Origin of the sequence: Enterococcus sp. AZ119 (genome assembly GCF_050546175.1) — a bacterium.
Lineage (GTDB): Bacteria > Bacillota > Bacilli > Lactobacillales > Enterococcaceae > Enterococcus > Enterococcus faecalis.
Genome location: NZ_CP172951.1, coordinates 1,125,994 through 1,142,180, shown reverse-complemented (window position 1 = coordinate 1,142,180; position 16,187 = coordinate 1,125,994). Strand labels below are relative to the sequence as shown.

Here is a 16,187-nt window from a genome sequence, read left to right as displayed (position 1 = left end):
TACGTTACCAAATCGCATGTTTTCTCCATCGATTGGTTAATAAACACCTTTTTATCTTCATCTCTCTTCGCTCCTTTATTCTTTATTTTGGTGGTTATTTATATTATATTAGAAAATGATTTTTTTTGTGTGTAAAATTTTTTTATCCTCCGTAAAAAAAAATGAATTTCCTTTAATATCAACTAATAAAGCTGATTTTTTAACAAAAAAAGTGCCGAAACTTCCTACTTTTTGCTAAAACACGCCAAAAATTCTGTAATTTTATTATTTTTTTCTCGAGAAAACATCAAAATGTTGATGTTTAACACTAACATTTTGATGTTTTCGACAAAAATCTTTACAATTAATCGGTAATTTTCTCTACTTTTAACGATAACTACTTTTAAAAAAGAGTTATTTTAAAAGTGACTTAAATATTTATCATATAAAAAGTAAGGGACTAAAATCTTTACGATTCTAGTCCCTTACTTTTTATAATCCACAACGTTTTTAGTTAGAAGAATTCTTTTTTGCTTTCCTAGCAGAACGATCTTTTTGACGACGTTCAATTTTACGTTTTTTCTTATTGCTGTCTTCAATTGCCCAATTAATTTTTTTCTTGTATCCTGGTTTAATTTTTTTCTTTTTCTTTTTCACTAAACCAATTAACGTTGGGTCTAATTCTTCTCGAGATTTTTCTCGTTTTGTTCGACGATTACGATCATACGTCTCTACAATCTCACCATTTTTAATTTCTTTTGGTTTGAAAGAAACACCTAACTGCTCAATCTGAGTAATCGCTTCATCATCTGCTGGTGAATATAATGTTATGGCAGTCCCATTCAATCCATTACGTCCTGTGCGGCCAACCCGATGGATAAAGAAGTCCAATTCATGTGGAACTTCTGCATTGATGACATGTGAAACCCCTTCAATATCAATCCCACGTGCGGCTAAATCAGTAGCTACTACATATTGGTAGTCAAGATTTTGAACTTGACGCATCACACGTTTTCTTTCGCGTGGTGTAATGTCTCCATGAATTTTGGCAACTTTTAGGCCCTGATCTTTTAAGTAATCGGTGATTTCATCAACTCTTTGTTTAGTATTTGCAAAAACAATCGCTAAATAAGGATGCCCGATAGTCAATAATTGATAAATTATTTGATTGCTGTTTTTTCCTTTGGTGGAAATCAACCAATTGTCAATTGTTTCTGAAATAACTGCTTTTGGTTTGATATGTTCAATCACTGGATTTTCTAAATATTTTTTTAAAAATGGTCGTAATTTTTCTGGAATGGTTGCAGAAAAAACGAGCATTTGTAATTTTTCTGGCAAACGACCAGCAATTTGATCGACTTCTGCTAAAAAGCCCATATCTAATGTCATGTCTGCTTCATCGACAACAAAGGCAAAAGCCGTATGCACTTTCAAGGCTTGTTCATTCATCATATCTAAAATCCGCCCTGGTGTACCAATCACCACATGAGGTTGCTGATGCTTTAATTTATTTAATTGACGTTGTTTATCTGTTCCGCCAACAAAATTTGACACTCGAATTTCTGGTTGACTGAAACGAGCCAATTGCTGCGCTTCTTGATAAATTTGATTGGCTAATTCACGACTAGGCGCAGTAATCACAATTTGTACTTCGTCGATAGTTGGCTTAACTTTATCCATTAATGGAAGTAAAAAAGTATGCGTCTTTCCACTTCCTGTTTGCGATTGTCCAATGACACTTTTCCCTTTCTTAATGATTGGGATTAATTTTTCTTGGACTTCTGTTGGTTCTTCAAACCCTTTTTCTGCGAGTGCTTCGTTGATAAAAGGTTGAAATTGAAATTGTTTAAATGAAGGCACTTGCCTCACCTCTTCTCGTTAAATTCTTTATGCACTTTGGCATTATAACACAAAAACAACTTTTACTCACCTGCTGATTCCTTTGTTTTCGCAACTTCTAATGTACTGACTGTATAAGTATGGCTGGCTTTTTCATAAAACAAACGCCGTTTTTTACGAATCAAGGTTAACAAAACGTTGATCAAAAACAGTAAATATAAAATTAAACAGAACAAATACAGAAGCAGTGACACCATTTGCAACATCCGATTAGAAGAATTCAATAAATCAGTGGCATTGGCTAGATAAATACTAATTAAACCATACACAAAATACAAATAACCGTAGCGAACAAACAAGGCTTTTAAACGAATTTTTTCATGTCCTGTTTCAACCACCCGAATGCGAACAACTTTTTTCCCTAACGTTTGACCATTTGTCAGTTTCATCATGACGATAAAGACCGCAAACACCATGATAAAGAACCACATCCGATCTGAAAAAATCGGATAATTGGTTGCCCAATTTTTATAAGCTGGAATGAAATTTAGTCCAAAAACGAGCAGGCCTTGCACAAAGCCAATCACCAACCAATCAATCCCCCATGCAAAGAAACGTCTTAACAGGCTAACTGTCTGCCCTTTTTCATAAGAGGTGGCATCAATTTCTTCTCGTGTTGGCAATAAAAAGGTAAAGAGTGGCGTCAACCAATAACCGACCATGCCTCCGACGGTATTATTAATTAAATCATTGACATCCGCCAAGCGATACGAACGTGGATAAATAAAATAAAGGCCAGATAACTGTGTTAATTCAAAAAATAATGACAATAAAAAACTCGCAAGAACTGTTTTTAAAAATGAACATTTGAAATAATACCGTAAATACACACCAAAAGGTAAAACTAATAAAACATTAAACAGTGGTTCTAAAACGGCATGCTGTTTTAATGCTGGCAAATACGTACTAGGATCTTTGAGCGAAAAAACAGTTTCGTTTAAAATCCCTGAAATAAAATGAAAAGGCCGCAGTTCCATTGTCGGTCCTGTGTATTGAGCCACTTCTGCCCGAGATGGCAACGGTAAAATTACCAAGAAATAGGCACATAATAAATAAAAAACAAATGAATACAAAATCATTGCTCGTGTCCAAACAAATGAACCATATTTGCGGTATTCATAGATTAATAATGCCCCAGAAATAAAAAATGCTAGAAACGGGAAAATAATGATTGCCCATTTAATTGGTTCGCTATATACTGCCATAAAAATTCCTCCAAGATAAACAATTTCAAGTATGAATGCCTCAATAACACTATACTTGTTTCTAAAAAAATGTACCAACAATAAATTTTATTTTGCAAATCCTCTCCTTTGCAGTATCATTAAGAAAAAGGAGGACGTTCTCATGTTACAGCCATATTTTGCGTTTGGAGTGCCGCTATTTTTACTTGTGCTCTACTTACTCTTTGCACTGATTCACCGTCAAACAACGATTCATTATTTACGGTTTATTTTGTTACTTATTTCAACATTTCTCATGATTTTTAGTTTCCAAGTATTGCAAGAATCATGGACCATCAACCCTGAAACGTTAAAAGATGCCGCTTATTCTCCGCAATGGTTATGGATTCCTTTAGGTATCGGGTTAATCCTCACACTTTACAACGCTTGGCACGGCCTTCGTACAATGATAAAATACAAGACCGATAAACATTAGTAAGAGTCTAGGACGATGGTTGTGTCCTAGACTCTTACTGTCTCATCATTCAAATGAAATTTAATTTTTCTTAACAAACTCTGATTTTAACTTCATTGGACCAAAGCCATCTACCTTACAATCGATGTTATGATCACCTTCCACTAAACGAATGTTTTTCACTTTTGTGCCTTGTTTAATTGCGCCACTGGCACCTTTAACTTTCAAATCTTTGATTACAGTAACACTGTCACCATCCGCTAAAAGATTGCCATTTGAGTCCTTGACTACTAAGCCTTCTTCTGCAACTTCTTCTGTTGGTGACCATTCATGACCGCATTCTGGACAAATAAATAATCCGCGATCTTCATAGGCATATGCCGACCCACATTCAGGGCAGTTTGGTAATTGCTCTGTCATTAACGTTCTCCTTTGTAAAAAATAATTCTTTTTCATTTTACCTTATTTTCTAGTGAATGAAAAGTAGTCCTAATGATTTATCAACGTCCGATAACTACTTTCTAATTACTTATTTATTTTTGAGCCCACTCTTGGCAAGCTGCTTGGATTTCTTGGTAAATCACTTCAATTTCAGCTGCATCACGGGCATTAGCGCCACTTGCCAAAGGATGGCCACCGCCATGATGTTTTTTAGCAATTGTATTAATGATTGGCCCTTTGGAACGTAACCGAACGCGATAATAACCTTCCGGCTGTTCAACAAAGATTGCCCATGAGAGAACATCTTCAATTTTTCCTGGCATTGAAACAATGGCTGCCGTTTCAGAATCGACAATATCATAACTGTTTAAAATACTTTGTGGTAAAACGACACGAGCAGCGCCATTTGCGTCGATTTCTAAATTTTGATAAATATAACCCGCTAATTTAGCAACCTTTAAAGGCATTTGGTCTAACTCACGATTTAAGTCTGCGGCATTAAAGTTAAACGTACGCAATTGCGCAGCGACAGCGAGTGTATGCGCCGAAGTGGAAGGATAAAGAAAACGTCCTGTATCCCCCACAATCCCAGCATACAATAAACGAGCTGCATTATCTGTCATCGTTAATTCTGCTAAATGCTGTTGCCAAAAATCAACAATAATTTCACTACAACTACTTGCATTTGTATTCACCCAAACTAAATCTCCATAAGGTTCATCATTCGGATGATGATCGATTTTAATTAATTGATCGCCTAAAGAAAAACGCGCATCACTAATTCGTGGAGCATTTGCAGTATCTGTTACAATGACTAATGCACCTCGATAGACATCGTCAGTAATAACGTCCATTTCAGCTAAAAACTCTAAGCCTTCCACTGGTCCGCCTACTTGATAAATATTTTTTTCAGGAAAGCTCGCTCTTAAGAGTTCTGCTAACCCAACCTGTGAGCCAATTGCATCTGGATCGGGCCTTTGATGTCTATGAATAATAATTGTTTCATATTGTTTAATTGCTGCCATAATTTCTTTTACTACGTCCATTCTTTGTAGCCTCCTACGTTCTCTCCATCACTTGGCAAACAACAATTGCTTTTGCCACAATGACATTTTCTAAATAAACTTCAATATCTAATTTTGCAGAGCGACGACCAATTTCTAAAATTCGTGGACGAATGTCCAATTCACTTTCCAACTGGATTAGCCGCAAATAATGTAGATTCACTTGTTCAATTAGTACATTTCTTTTTTGATTCATCAACATTGTTCGTTGTGTCACGTTAGAAATAATTTCACTTAGGACACCGAACGAGATAGTACCAACACTGTTAACCATTTGGGGCGCAACCGAAAAACGAAAACGGGTTGTTTCTTTGCCATTTTCTTCAACAGGCATCACTTCCCCGGAAATTTGATCTGAAATTGTATCTGCAATTTGTGGTTGTCGTTGCACCAATTGCATAGCTTTCATCACATCTTGGCGAGAAACAATCCCAACAAGCGCTAAATCATCTTCCACCACCGGCATGACTTCTAGACCATCCCAAATCATTTGATGACTGACACTCGCTACACTCATCATCTTTTTCACAACATTGGGGTCCTTTGTCATGACTTTATCCACGGTTAAATGTTCACTTTTACCAATGACATCTTTGGCTGTGACAATCCCCACTAAACGTAATTTCTTATTTACTACTGGGAAACGAGAATGATGGGTACTTTCAGATAATGCCTGATAATCTGCAATCGTTTGAGTTGTCAACAAATAATTGGTTTTTTCAAGCGCTGTATAAATATCACTGACGAGTAAAATGTCTTTTTTAATCAGCTGATCACTTAAAGCACGGTTAATCATAGTAGCCACAGTAAATGTATCATATGTGGTTCTCAAGACAGGCATACCCAGACGATCTGCTAACTGCGCAATCTCTTCAGATGTTTCAAATCCACCTGTAATTAAAACGGCTGCCCCATTTTCTAAAGCAAGCTTTTGCACACCTTGGCGGTTACCAACAATCATTAAGGATCCGGGAGTAATATATCGCGTCATCGCGGTTTCTGTCATCGCACCAATTACAAATTTATTAAGGACTTTGTCTAGACCAGAGCTACCGCCTAACACATCCCCTTCAATAATCCGGACCACTTCACCAAATGTTAATTTTTCAATATGTTTTTTTAACTTCCGCTCAATTCGTATCGTACCAACACGTTGAATGGTGGAAACAAGCCCAATATTTTCTGCATCTTTGATGGCCCGATAGGCTGTTCCTTCACTAACACTTAAACTTTTGGCAATGCTTCGAACAGAGATTCGATCGCCAATTGGTAATTCTTCAATATGTTTTAAAATTTGATCATGTTTCGTCGCCATAATTTCCTCCTAAACTAGGATCGTCTCTCCTGGGTTTAATACTTTCCCGCCAACCACTTGCTCTACAAATATTGCTGGATTTTGTTGGATAACAGGAAAGGTATTGTAATGAATTGGAATGGTTATTTTGGGATTTAAGTAAGAGACTGCTTCTAGCGCATCCTCTGGTCCCATCGTGTAATTATCACCAATTGGTAAGAACGCTACATCAATGGATTTGTCTTTTGCAAAAAGGCGCATATCTGAAAACAACGCCGTATCACCAGCGTGATAAATTTTTTTATCTTCTGCTTCTAAAATAATCCCACTTGCTTCGCCCATGTAGGTCATTACGCCGTCTATTTCATAACCGGAACTATGCAAAGCTGGCACAAATTTAACCGAACCAAAAGGAAAGACATAACGCCCACCTAGATTCATTCCATGCGCTTTTACCCCTTGCGACTGTGCATACGTAGCCACTTCAGCTATCGCAATAATCGTTGCCTTGTTGGCTTGAGCAATTGCTAGCATATCGCCAATATGATCGCTGTGTCCGTGGGTGATTAAGATGTAATCAGGGTGTAAATCTTCAAGTGAAACGTCCGCTAAAGGGTTGCCATTAATAAAAGGATCAAATAAAAGGTTCGTGCCGTCGTTTAGACGAATTTCAATACATGAATGTCCATGTCCTATCAGTTCCATTTGTATTCCTCCTACGGTATTTTCTACACACTCTTATGATAATTAATCGTCAAATTCATTCTTAAAAGTAGTACAGTTTAGTACAGTTTACTTTCTTTATTGTAACAGAGAATTAGAAATATACAATCGCATTTGCTTATTTTCTTAGCTAGTAAAGAAACAGACGAGAAAAATCATGAATCTTTCTCGTCTGCTTCTTTTTACTTATTTGGTTGTTTTCCGAAAACGTAAAATCGTTAATATAAAGGCCGCCACACATAATAGAAAGGCGACAAAAAAGGTTTCACGCATTCCCACAATAAATATATCTGGGCGATTAGCCAGATACGTGGTTACTCGTTCACCATAGGCTTCGCTCATACCACGATATAAAATGGTCGTTGACAACGCAATCCCAATGACCATCCCTAAGTTTCTAGCAAAAGAATTCATACTTCCTGCTACACCTAAATCTTGCTTTTCAACACTGCTCATAACCATTGTATTGTTTGGAGACTGGAAAAGTGCATTTCCCAAGCCCATAATGGCTGTTGCAATCACATAATACCAGATAGGCGAATTCATATCTAAAAACATATACATTAACGACGTACAGCACAAGAGCAACAATCCGCCAAATGTTAAAATACCTGGGCCAATTTTATCCGTCAAATAGCCACTCAGAGGAGCCCCAACCACCATTAATAACGGAAATACCATCATTAATAGACCAGCATAACTAGCACTTAGTTTGCGTGCATCCTGCAAATAAAATGGAATGACAACATTTACAAAAAAGTTTGAGGCAAAAATTAAAACGGCGGACAATAAACTTAAAGTAAAAATTTTGTTTTTAAAAATTGCGAACTTAATAAGTGGGCTTTTTCTTTTCCGTTCAACCATTATAAATAATCCTAGTGCGATTACTGCAATAATGAACAATAAATAGGATTGTAACGAGCCAAACCCGCTCTCTTGTCCGAGGAAAATCCCGCCGAAGAACGTCATAATCGCAATGGCAATACAAGCAAATCCTGAAAAATCGATTTTTTCTTTTGTTTTTGTAATATCTTTTGGTAGAAACTTTTCGCCAATTAAAATTGTAACTAGCCCCACAGGAACATTAATCCAAAAAATATACGACCAAGAAAAGTTTGATAAGATCAATCCACCAATCCCAGGACCAGCAATCGCGCCTAAAGAGACAAAGGCACCTACTGCACCAAGCGCCCGCCCTCTTTCATTTAAAGGGAATACTTCCGTAATAATTCCTGAATTGGTCGCCATGGTCATGCTAGCACCAATACTTTGAACGACTCGCGCAAATAATAGAAAGCTCAGCGATTGATTAAAGCCACAAAGTAACGAACCAATCGTAAAAATAACCGTGCCAATTCGATAAACTTTTATTTTTCCAAAACTGTCGCCAATTTTTCCAAATAATAATAAACAAGCACAGACAACCATTAAATAAATAGATACGACCCATTCCGCTTGATTCATGGGTACGGACATTTCTTTTGAAATAGTCGGTAAAGCAATATTTACAATGCTGGAATCTAATGTAGACATGAAGGTAAACATAGCCACAGAAACTAAGATCCACCAACGATTTTTCTGCACTTCAGAATCCTCTTGGTAACTTTTAATTTTCTCCATTGATTCATCCCCTCTCGCTCCAAAACAGTTTACTTACTAATAATAACTCTATTTCTTCTTTTTTTCATCGGAAATTTTCTAAAAAATCACTCATGAGATGTTCACCTTCTTATTACACGCTCGCAATTGACAACCATTCGCTTTTACGCTAATTTAAAATTAGCAAACGGAAAACACAAGGAGGACTTGAAATGACCTTAATTTCTCGCATTAAACAATTAGCTCAGTCAAGGCAACTAACCCTCGCCCAATTAGAAAGAAACGTCGGCATTTCCAATGGACAAATTCGTCGTTGGGATACCTCTTCGCCTAAAGTAGAGAATCTTTTAAAAATAGCAGACTATTTTTCTGTCTCCTTGGACTATTTAATGGGTCGCACCCAACAAACAGAGATTAATCATCAGGCACCTATGACAAGCACACAAAAAGAGTTACATATTCACATTACTACGGAAGAGTTAACAGAAGAAGAAATTACTCAGTTAGAGGAAGAAGCAAATCGTTTCTTGCGGTTCCGTAAATTTGAAATGACAAATTCTTAAAGAACGTTCACTTCTCCTAGTCAATTGATAGCAAAAACTAGAACCTAAACAAAAAAAACCACCACGACCGTCGTCTGTGGTGGAAATGAAGGTTGTTATTTACTCTTGGTAGGAGTAAGTATGAAAAAACCAATTCGGGATAATTGGCATAACGTAAGTATAGTAGTTTGTGCCTTTTTTATCATGAGTTTCAGCTATATTTTTTATAAAACTTTTATTAGAACACCATTAACAGTCCTTTATTTAAATTCTTTAAAGCGTTTTCTTTTATTGAACATATTGTTTTAAACATTCGATTTCCTGTGCTACACTTACTTTTAGAAGGGGGATTTTATTATGGCAAATCAAAAAAAAGATAGCTTATCAACATTATTTTCTGAAGAAGTTCATGGACCGTTTGTTACTTTCTTGTTTAACACCCATGTCGCTCATCAAAACGTAGAAAAAGATTCGCTTGTTTTGAAAAATTTTGCAAAAGCGGCAAAAACACGCTTTGAAAAAAAATTTCCTGAGGAAAAATGGTCTGTTTTCCAAGAAAAAATTGACGCACTTCTAGCTGATGCTTCCTTCTGGCGCAACGGCACAGCAAGTGTTTCAATCATCTTATCTCCAGAAAACACCTTTGTTCAACGATTAGATGTGCCCGTTGACGATCAATATTACGTGGACACGATTCCTTATTTACTTGGACTAGTCAAAGACAAACAATTTAACTACCATTATTACCTACTTGCTCTAAATCGCGATTCAATGAAACTTTACAAGGTTGATCATACGACTGTGACTCCTGTTGAATTGCCTAAAGACGCGCCAACAGACGTGGTCACAGCTTTAGGTGATGAATTAACGGGTGGTAATTTAAACTTTTCAACTCAAGGTAGTTCTAACGGTTCTAAAGAAGGTGTCGCTTATCATAGCATCAATACTAAAGATAAAGAAGTTGAAATTGATTGGGTGAACTACTATCAAGCAGTCGATACTTTCTTAAAAGATCAACTGGATAATCCTGAAAAATTACCGCTTTATCTTTATGCTTTACCAGAAAACCAAACACTCTTTAAAAAGATTGCTAAAAATCCTTATTATGATTGCTCAATTTCAGTTGCTGCTTCACCTGCACAAGCAACCATTCAAGATATCCGCAGCGCTAGTGAAAAAATAGCTGCAGAGTTAACAGAAAAAGAAACAGCTTCTTATAACAAATTACTAGATCGTAAATTCTTAGATCAATTTACAGATATTTCGCCAGCGGCAGCTGACGGCAAAATTTCCCATCTTTTTATTGCAACATCACTCTTTGTTACTGAAAACAATGAAATGTCATCTGAAGAGTATGATCGTCGCAAACTTTTAAACACCATTGCTTACCAAGTCATTCAAAACGGCGGTCAAGTTTTTGTTTTAGACCAAAAAGCTGCACCAGATGAAAAATCTTTAGCGGCTATCCTCCGTTATTAAAAACAGGCAAAAAGCCCATTGTAAGAAAGCGCCTTACAATGGGCTTTTTTTCTGAGCCTTATTGAAACAGCACTATAACAGCCTTATCTTCACTTTCTAGTTTTTAAAAAACATCCGATAAAAAAGAAAATAAGGTTATCGCTATACAAAAACCAGTTAGTATGCTATAGTAATAGATGTAGTTTTTGTTCGGTAATATGGGTAGCTGTTTCAAATAAACATCTTCCACATTTTTCACCTTTCAAGTAATTGCAAAATATGAATGTGTTATAACACACATCTAGGAGGATATTTATTATGGAAACAGGTACAGTAAAATGGTTTAACTCAGACAAAGGCTTTGGCTTCATCACTGCAGAAAACGGAAACGATGTATTCGTACATTTCTCAGCTATCCAAGGTGACGGCTTCAAAACTTTAGAAGAAGGTCAAGCAGTAACTTTCGAAATCGAAGAAGGTCAACGTGGCCCTCAAGCAACTAACGTTACTAAAGCTTAATTAAACAATACTGACTCAAAAACCTGACGTTAATCGTCAGGTTTTTTTTATAAAAAAAAGAACAAGAAAACTTTCTGAAACTAAGTGCTTCCTCTATTTTTTTTGAAGAGTTTTCGTTATACTGAAGAGGAAAAATGTTTTAAAGGAGTTTATTTATGCAATTTTATGGTGATTTAACCTTTTTAGGTGTTTATTTATTGGGTCTCTTTTTCATTCCCTCGTGGCGGAAAAAGAAAAAAGAACACGATTGGTTGCCGTGGATGTTTGGCTGGACTGTCTTTATGTTCTTCTCATATGTTTTATATTTAGAAATCATTCGTGGCACAGCCTTCTTTTTAATTCCCATTGCTTTTTTTGGCTTGTTTGCGCTCTTCTACTTCAAAGAAAAAAGGCGTTTACTGAATGGAACATTATTTAATATTTTTCTTGTGGTTCTAGCGACTTATTTAGGGATTACTGCGATTCGTACAAACAACTACTTTCTAATCACCTTAGCAATTATTGCCCTGCTGGCAATTTTTATCGCTTTGGCTTTAGGACTCTATGCCTTAATTATTTTCCTCTATTGGAATGCGGTCGTTGTTATGAGAAAAGAAGGTCGGTCTCTAGGGAACTTGTTGACGTTGTTGCTGGCAATTGGCTTAACATTACTATTAATTTATAATTTCTTTTTTCAATCGTTGTTACCAACGTGGCTCTCCTTACCATTAACTATTGCGCCATTTATTTTGACTTATTTCGCGTTTGTTTTTTATAATTTTTTAACTGTTTCTACGTTGTATCAATTTAATCAGCCAAAATATACACAGGATTATATTGTTGTGTTAGGTTCGGGGTTAATCAATGGTGAGATTGTGCCGCCGTTATTGCAAGCCCGCATCAACAAAGCCATTCAATTTTACAAGGCTCAAAATCGCGCAACGTTAAACCCACCAAAAATCGTCATGTCTGGTGGCCAAGGCCCTGATGAATTACTTCCTGAAAGTGTCGCGATGAAAATGTATGCTTTGACACAAGGTATTCCTGATGATGATATTTTAGTAGAAGCTCATTCAAAAAACACACTAGAAAATATGCGTTTTTCCAAAGAAACAATGATTGAGGATTTTGGAAATGCTAATTTCCAAGCCATTTTTACTACAAACAATTATCACCTTTTCCGAGCGGGTCTTTTCGCTCGAATGGCTGGCTTAAAAGCTGATGGCATTGGTGCAAAAACCGCTTTTTATTTTTTACCTAACGCGTTTATTCGAGAGTTCATCGCCATTGTAGTGATGTACAAACGCCGCCATATTATTGTTTGCGGCCTAGCTGCCATCGGTATGGTTATGTTATTCTTAACAGGATTGATTATTCAGTAAAGAAGGAGTTTCCCCTATGAGTTTGTATCAAAAATTTATTCAAAATGAACGTTTGCGACGTTTTTGCGTCCTTGCTTTGATTATTTTTGTGCTTTATTTATCCAGAAGCATGATTACAACAATTCTTTTAACATTTATCTTTACCTATTTAGCTGTTCGTTTGGTCCATTTTGTTCAACGCTATATGAAAATCCCGACGATTGTCATCGTTCTCTTAACCTATGCATTGGTTGTTTTTCTAATCTATTTAGCGATTACTAAATATGTTCCCGTTCTAGTTAACCAAACGACTCAAATGATTAATTCTGTAGTTGATTTTTATCAAAGTCCACATACAGATACAAATCAAGTATTGCAATTTATTGATCAATACTTGGAAAAATCTAACTTACTCTCTCAACTCCAGAATGGCGCTTCAATGATTTTACGCTACATTCAAGATATTGGCGCTGTCGGCTTATCATTTGTCATGTCCTTTATTTTAAGTTTCTTCTTTATGATTGAGAAGAAGCAAATGGCTGATTTTTCTAAGTTATTTTTAAAAAGTGATTTTGATTGGTTTTTTCAGGATATCTATTATTTTGCCAACAAGTTCGTCAACACATTTGGTGTCGTAATGGAAGCTCAGTTTTTCATTGCTGTGGTGAATACAGTCATTACTACCTTGGCCTTGGCGATAATCGGCTTTACTCAGTTACCTAGTTTAGCCATTATGATCTTCATTTTGAGCTTAGTCCCAGTTGCTGGTGTGATTATTTCCTGCATTCCGCTAAGTTTCATCGCTTATTCCCAAGGTGGCTTGAACGATGTGATTTATATCTTAGCTTTAATTACAATCGTTCATTTATTTGAATCTTACGTGCTAAATCCTAAATTCATGTCTAGTAAAACAGAGTTACCAATCTTTTATACGTTTGTCATTTTATTAGTTAGTGAGCGTCTCTTTGGTGTATGGGGACTTATTGTAGGAATCCCTGTGTTCACTTTCTTCTTAGATGTCTTAAAAGTAAAACCAATTCGTGGCCTGAAACGTCTACCTAATGTGAAAAAAAATAGTTCAGCAGAATAATTTCTGCTGAACTGTTTTTTTATTGTTTTCTTAAATCATTTAAAATAGCCAAGGCTCGGTCTTGGTTCATCGTTTTTTGACGTTTTAATTGTTGAGCGACTGCCTCAACTTCTTTACCAGTAGCTCCGACCGTCATCGCTAAAGAACGTGCTTGTAGAGCCATGTGTCCTTTTTGAATTCCTTCAGAGACTAAGGCCCGTAACGCCGCTAAATTTTGTGCCAAACCAACAGCCGCTACTACTCGACTTAGTTCTTTTGCATCCGTCACTGCTAACAAATCAGCAGCTGCTTGAGATTTAGGTAAGACTTTTGTGGCACCGCCAACCGTGGCTAACGCAAGCGGAACTGAAATTTCACCAATTAGTTGTTCGCCATCCAGCGTCCAACTAGTCAAACCTTGGTAGCGACCTTCCTTCACCGCAAAAGCATGACAAGAAGCGCTAACAGCGCGTGTATCATTTCCTGTAGCTAAAACGACAGCTTCAATGCCATTCATGATCCCTTTGTTATGCGTGACTGCCCGATAAGGATCTAATGAAGCATAGCGTGAAGCTAAAACAATTTTTTCAGCAATTTCCCGGCCATTGCTCCCCTTACTTAAACGTGAAACTGGAATAGCCGTTTTCATCGTAACAACCGACTCCGTTGCGTAATTGCTTAAAATACTGAATAAAATCTTTTGCTCCGCAAACCATTCACGGAACAACTCGGCCACACCTTCCAACATAGCATTAACGATATTTGCCCCCATTGCATCCTTAACATCTACTAAAAAGTCGACAGATATAAATGATTCATCAAAAGCACGATACTGCAAATCTCTTAAGCCGCCGCCCCGTTTTACGATAGATGGATAACTTAACTCTGCTTGTTGAAAAATTTCCGCTTCTCTTACTTGTAGTTTATCAATCAATGACTCGGGATCTGCAACATCGTAAAAAACGATTTGTCCACGCATTAAGCGTTGTTGATTCACTGTTTTAAATCCTTGTGCTATTTTTGCACCATTACTCAAAGCCGCAATAACTGAGGGCTCTTCTGTCGCCATTGGTACCAAATAATCAGTTTCGTCCACTGTTAAATGTAAGCCAACGCCCATCGGCACTTCTGTTTCACTGATTTGATTTTCAATCATATGATTGGCAATCTGCGAAGATAAAGCCGTATTTTCAAATTCTTTTTTTGTATCAGCAGAAATCTGGCCTTCATTAAGAAGAGAAGCCAGGCGTTCCTCAGGACTCATTTGATAAAATCGGCTGTTTTTTTTTTGCTGAGGTCTCTCTAGTAGCATAGCGAGTCCTAAGCCACCGCCGATACATAAAGAAGCCACTCCATATTTCTTTTCTTTTTGATTTAATTGATAACTTAAACTCGTTAATAAACGAGCACCTGTGGCACCAATCGCATGACCTAATGAAATACCGCCACCATAAATGTTGACCTTTTCCTCTGGTAAAGCCAGTTCTCTTTGGACCACGATTGAAGTTGCTGCAAATGCTTCGTTGATTTCATACAGATCAATTTCTTCCGTAGTAAGTTGATTGCGCGCTAACAGTTTTTGAATGGCTTTAATCGGCGAAATTCCCATATAGGCTGGATCAATACCGACTTCCACACTGTCTCGAATAATAGCTAAATAAGGAAGACCGTGTGCTTCGGCATATTCTTGTGAAGCAATAATCAAAGCAGAAGCCCCATCATTAATGGTTGATGCATTCCCTGCTGTTACAGTACCGTCTTCTTTAAAAACTGTTTTAAGCGTTCCTAGCTTCTCAACGCTCGAATTAGGGCGAATCCCTTCATCTTTCTCCACAAGCGTTCCTGATACTTCTAATGGGGCTATTTCGTCAGCGAATATCCCTTCTGCTTGTGCTTGAGCTGCTTTTAATTGTGAATGTACAGAAAATTGATCTTGCTCTTCTCTAGTTACATGATACTTTTCGGCCACATTTTCAGCAGTTAAGCCCATTGCCTGACCACTAAAGGCATCCGTTAACCCATCGTACATCATACTAGAAAAAGGCGCATCATAGCTTTCTGTTTCGTAATTAAATCGTTGTAATTTAGGTGCTTGGGACATATTCTCAATCCCGCCAGCAATTAAAACTTCCGCTTCTCCTAATTGAATCAATTGTTTCGCCAAAATAACGGCCTTCATTCCTGATCCGCAGACCTCATTAACCGTCATTGCGGGAATTTCATGAGACAAACCGCTATTTATTGCTATTTGTCGTGCGGGATTTTGGCCATTTCCAGCTTGTAAAACATTTCCAAAGATTACTTGATCAATTTCTTCAGAAATAGTGGAATGTCTTTTTAAAAGTTGTGTTGTAACATGTGTTCCTAAGTCTACGGCACTTACTTGACTTAAGCTGCCTTTATATTTTCCAATTGGTGTTCGTAATGCATCAATAATAACTACTGTTTTCAACTAAATGCACCTCCATCTTGAAATATATCATAAAATCCCAGAATCACAAGTGCCAATTACTGAATGTTAACAGACTTATAAGATATTTTTTAATAATCTATGAAGTTAATACAAAAATTCCCCATTTTGGTTCATTTCGTGCTATTTTATATAATGAATCTATTTATCGT

The 16,187-nt window shown here is 36.8% G+C and carries 14 protein-coding genes; 6 read left to right on the top strand and 8 right to left on the bottom strand.

Annotation, left to right across the window (positions count from 1 at the left end; translation table 11 throughout):
• Positions 1–489 precede the first annotated feature (489 nt).
• Entirely contained in the window at positions 490–1,848 is a 1,359-nt protein-coding gene (locus tag IGL37_RS05565) for a DEAD/DEAH box helicase (RefSeq protein WP_002385937.1), read from the bottom strand.
• Between the two features lie 53 nt (positions 1,849–1,901).
• Positions 1,902–3,083: a VanZ family protein gene (locus IGL37_RS05560; RefSeq protein ID WP_002377637.1), complete on the bottom strand. Its 1,182-nt coding sequence runs from the start codon at positions 3,081–3,083 to the stop codon at positions 1,902–1,904.
• 55 nt (positions 3,084–3,138) lie between these two features.
• Between IGL37_RS05560 and IGL37_RS05555 the strand changes: the two genes are divergently transcribed.
• Positions 3,139–3,537 (top strand): hypothetical protein, encoded by a 399-nt coding sequence (locus tag IGL37_RS05555; protein ID WP_002403193.1) that lies wholly within the window; start codon positions 3,139–3,141, stop codon positions 3,535–3,537.
• 60 nt (positions 3,538–3,597) lie between these two features.
• Here IGL37_RS05555 and IGL37_RS05550 read toward each other — a convergent pair whose 3' ends face one another.
• The 5 genes from IGL37_RS05550 to IGL37_RS05530 all read right to left on the bottom strand — a co-directional run bounded on the left by IGL37_RS05550 (position 3,598) and on the right by IGL37_RS05530 (position 8,658).
• Positions 3,598–3,936 carry a zinc ribbon domain-containing protein YjdM gene (locus IGL37_RS05550; protein ID WP_002357741.1) on the bottom strand — a complete coding sequence of 113 codons (339 nt, stop codon included), beginning with the start codon at positions 3,934–3,936 and terminating at the stop codon, positions 3,598–3,600.
• Between the two features lie 113 nt (positions 3,937–4,049).
• Positions 4,050–5,003: a DHH family phosphoesterase gene (locus IGL37_RS05545; protein ID WP_002357742.1), complete on the bottom strand. Its 954-nt coding sequence runs from the start codon at positions 5,001–5,003 to the stop codon at positions 4,050–4,052.
• Positions 5,004–5,016: 13 nt separating this feature from the next.
• The gene (locus IGL37_RS05540; protein WP_002357743.1) at positions 5,017–6,336 is read right to left on the bottom strand and encodes a DRTGG domain-containing protein; all 1,320 of its coding nucleotides are present in this window, start codon (positions 6,334–6,336) and stop codon (positions 5,017–5,019) included.
• Between the two features lie 9 nt (positions 6,337–6,345).
• Positions 6,346–7,020, bottom strand: coding sequence for a metal-dependent hydrolase (locus IGL37_RS05535; RefSeq protein WP_002377640.1), 675 nt, complete (start codon positions 7,018–7,020; stop codon positions 6,346–6,348).
• Positions 7,021–7,224: 204 nt separating this feature from the next.
• The gene (locus IGL37_RS05530; protein WP_002357746.1) at positions 7,225–8,658 is read right to left on the bottom strand and encodes an MFS transporter; all 1,434 of its coding nucleotides are present in this window, start codon (positions 8,656–8,658) and stop codon (positions 7,225–7,227) included.
• Between the two features lie 191 nt (positions 8,659–8,849).
• Between IGL37_RS05530 and IGL37_RS05525 the strand changes: the two genes are divergently transcribed.
• The 5 genes from IGL37_RS05525 to IGL37_RS05505 all read left to right on the top strand — a co-directional run bounded on the left by IGL37_RS05525 (position 8,850) and on the right by IGL37_RS05505 (position 13,586).
• Positions 8,850–9,200, top strand: coding sequence for a helix-turn-helix domain-containing protein (locus tag IGL37_RS05525; protein ID WP_002365589.1), 351 nt, complete (start codon positions 8,850–8,852; stop codon positions 9,198–9,200).
• 336 nt (positions 9,201–9,536) lie between these two features.
• Positions 9,537–10,658: a hypothetical protein gene (locus IGL37_RS05520; RefSeq protein WP_002365588.1), complete on the top strand. Its 1,122-nt coding sequence runs from the start codon at positions 9,537–9,539 to the stop codon at positions 10,656–10,658.
• A 297-nt stretch (positions 10,659–10,955) separates the two neighbouring features.
• Positions 10,956–11,156, top strand: a complete 201-nt coding sequence (locus IGL37_RS05515) for a cold-shock protein (RefSeq protein ID WP_002357750.1) — start codon at positions 10,956–10,958, stop codon at positions 11,154–11,156.
• Positions 11,157–11,311: 155 nt separating this feature from the next.
• Positions 11,312–12,517 carry a YdcF family protein gene (locus IGL37_RS05510; protein ID WP_002382277.1) on the top strand — a complete coding sequence of 402 codons (1,206 nt, stop codon included), beginning with the start codon at positions 11,312–11,314 and terminating at the stop codon, positions 12,515–12,517.
• Positions 12,518–12,533: 16 nt separating this feature from the next.
• Entirely contained in the window at positions 12,534–13,586 is a 1,053-nt protein-coding gene (locus IGL37_RS05505; protein WP_002357754.1) for an AI-2E family transporter, read from the top strand.
• 19 nt (positions 13,587–13,605) lie between these two features.
• Here IGL37_RS05505 and IGL37_RS05500 read toward each other — a convergent pair whose 3' ends face one another.
• Complete coding sequence (locus IGL37_RS05500; RefSeq protein WP_002393211.1) at positions 13,606–16,017, bottom strand: hydroxymethylglutaryl-CoA reductase, degradative; 2,412 nt, start codon at positions 16,015–16,017, stop codon at positions 13,606–13,608.
• Between the last annotated feature and the right edge of the window lie 170 nt (positions 16,018–16,187).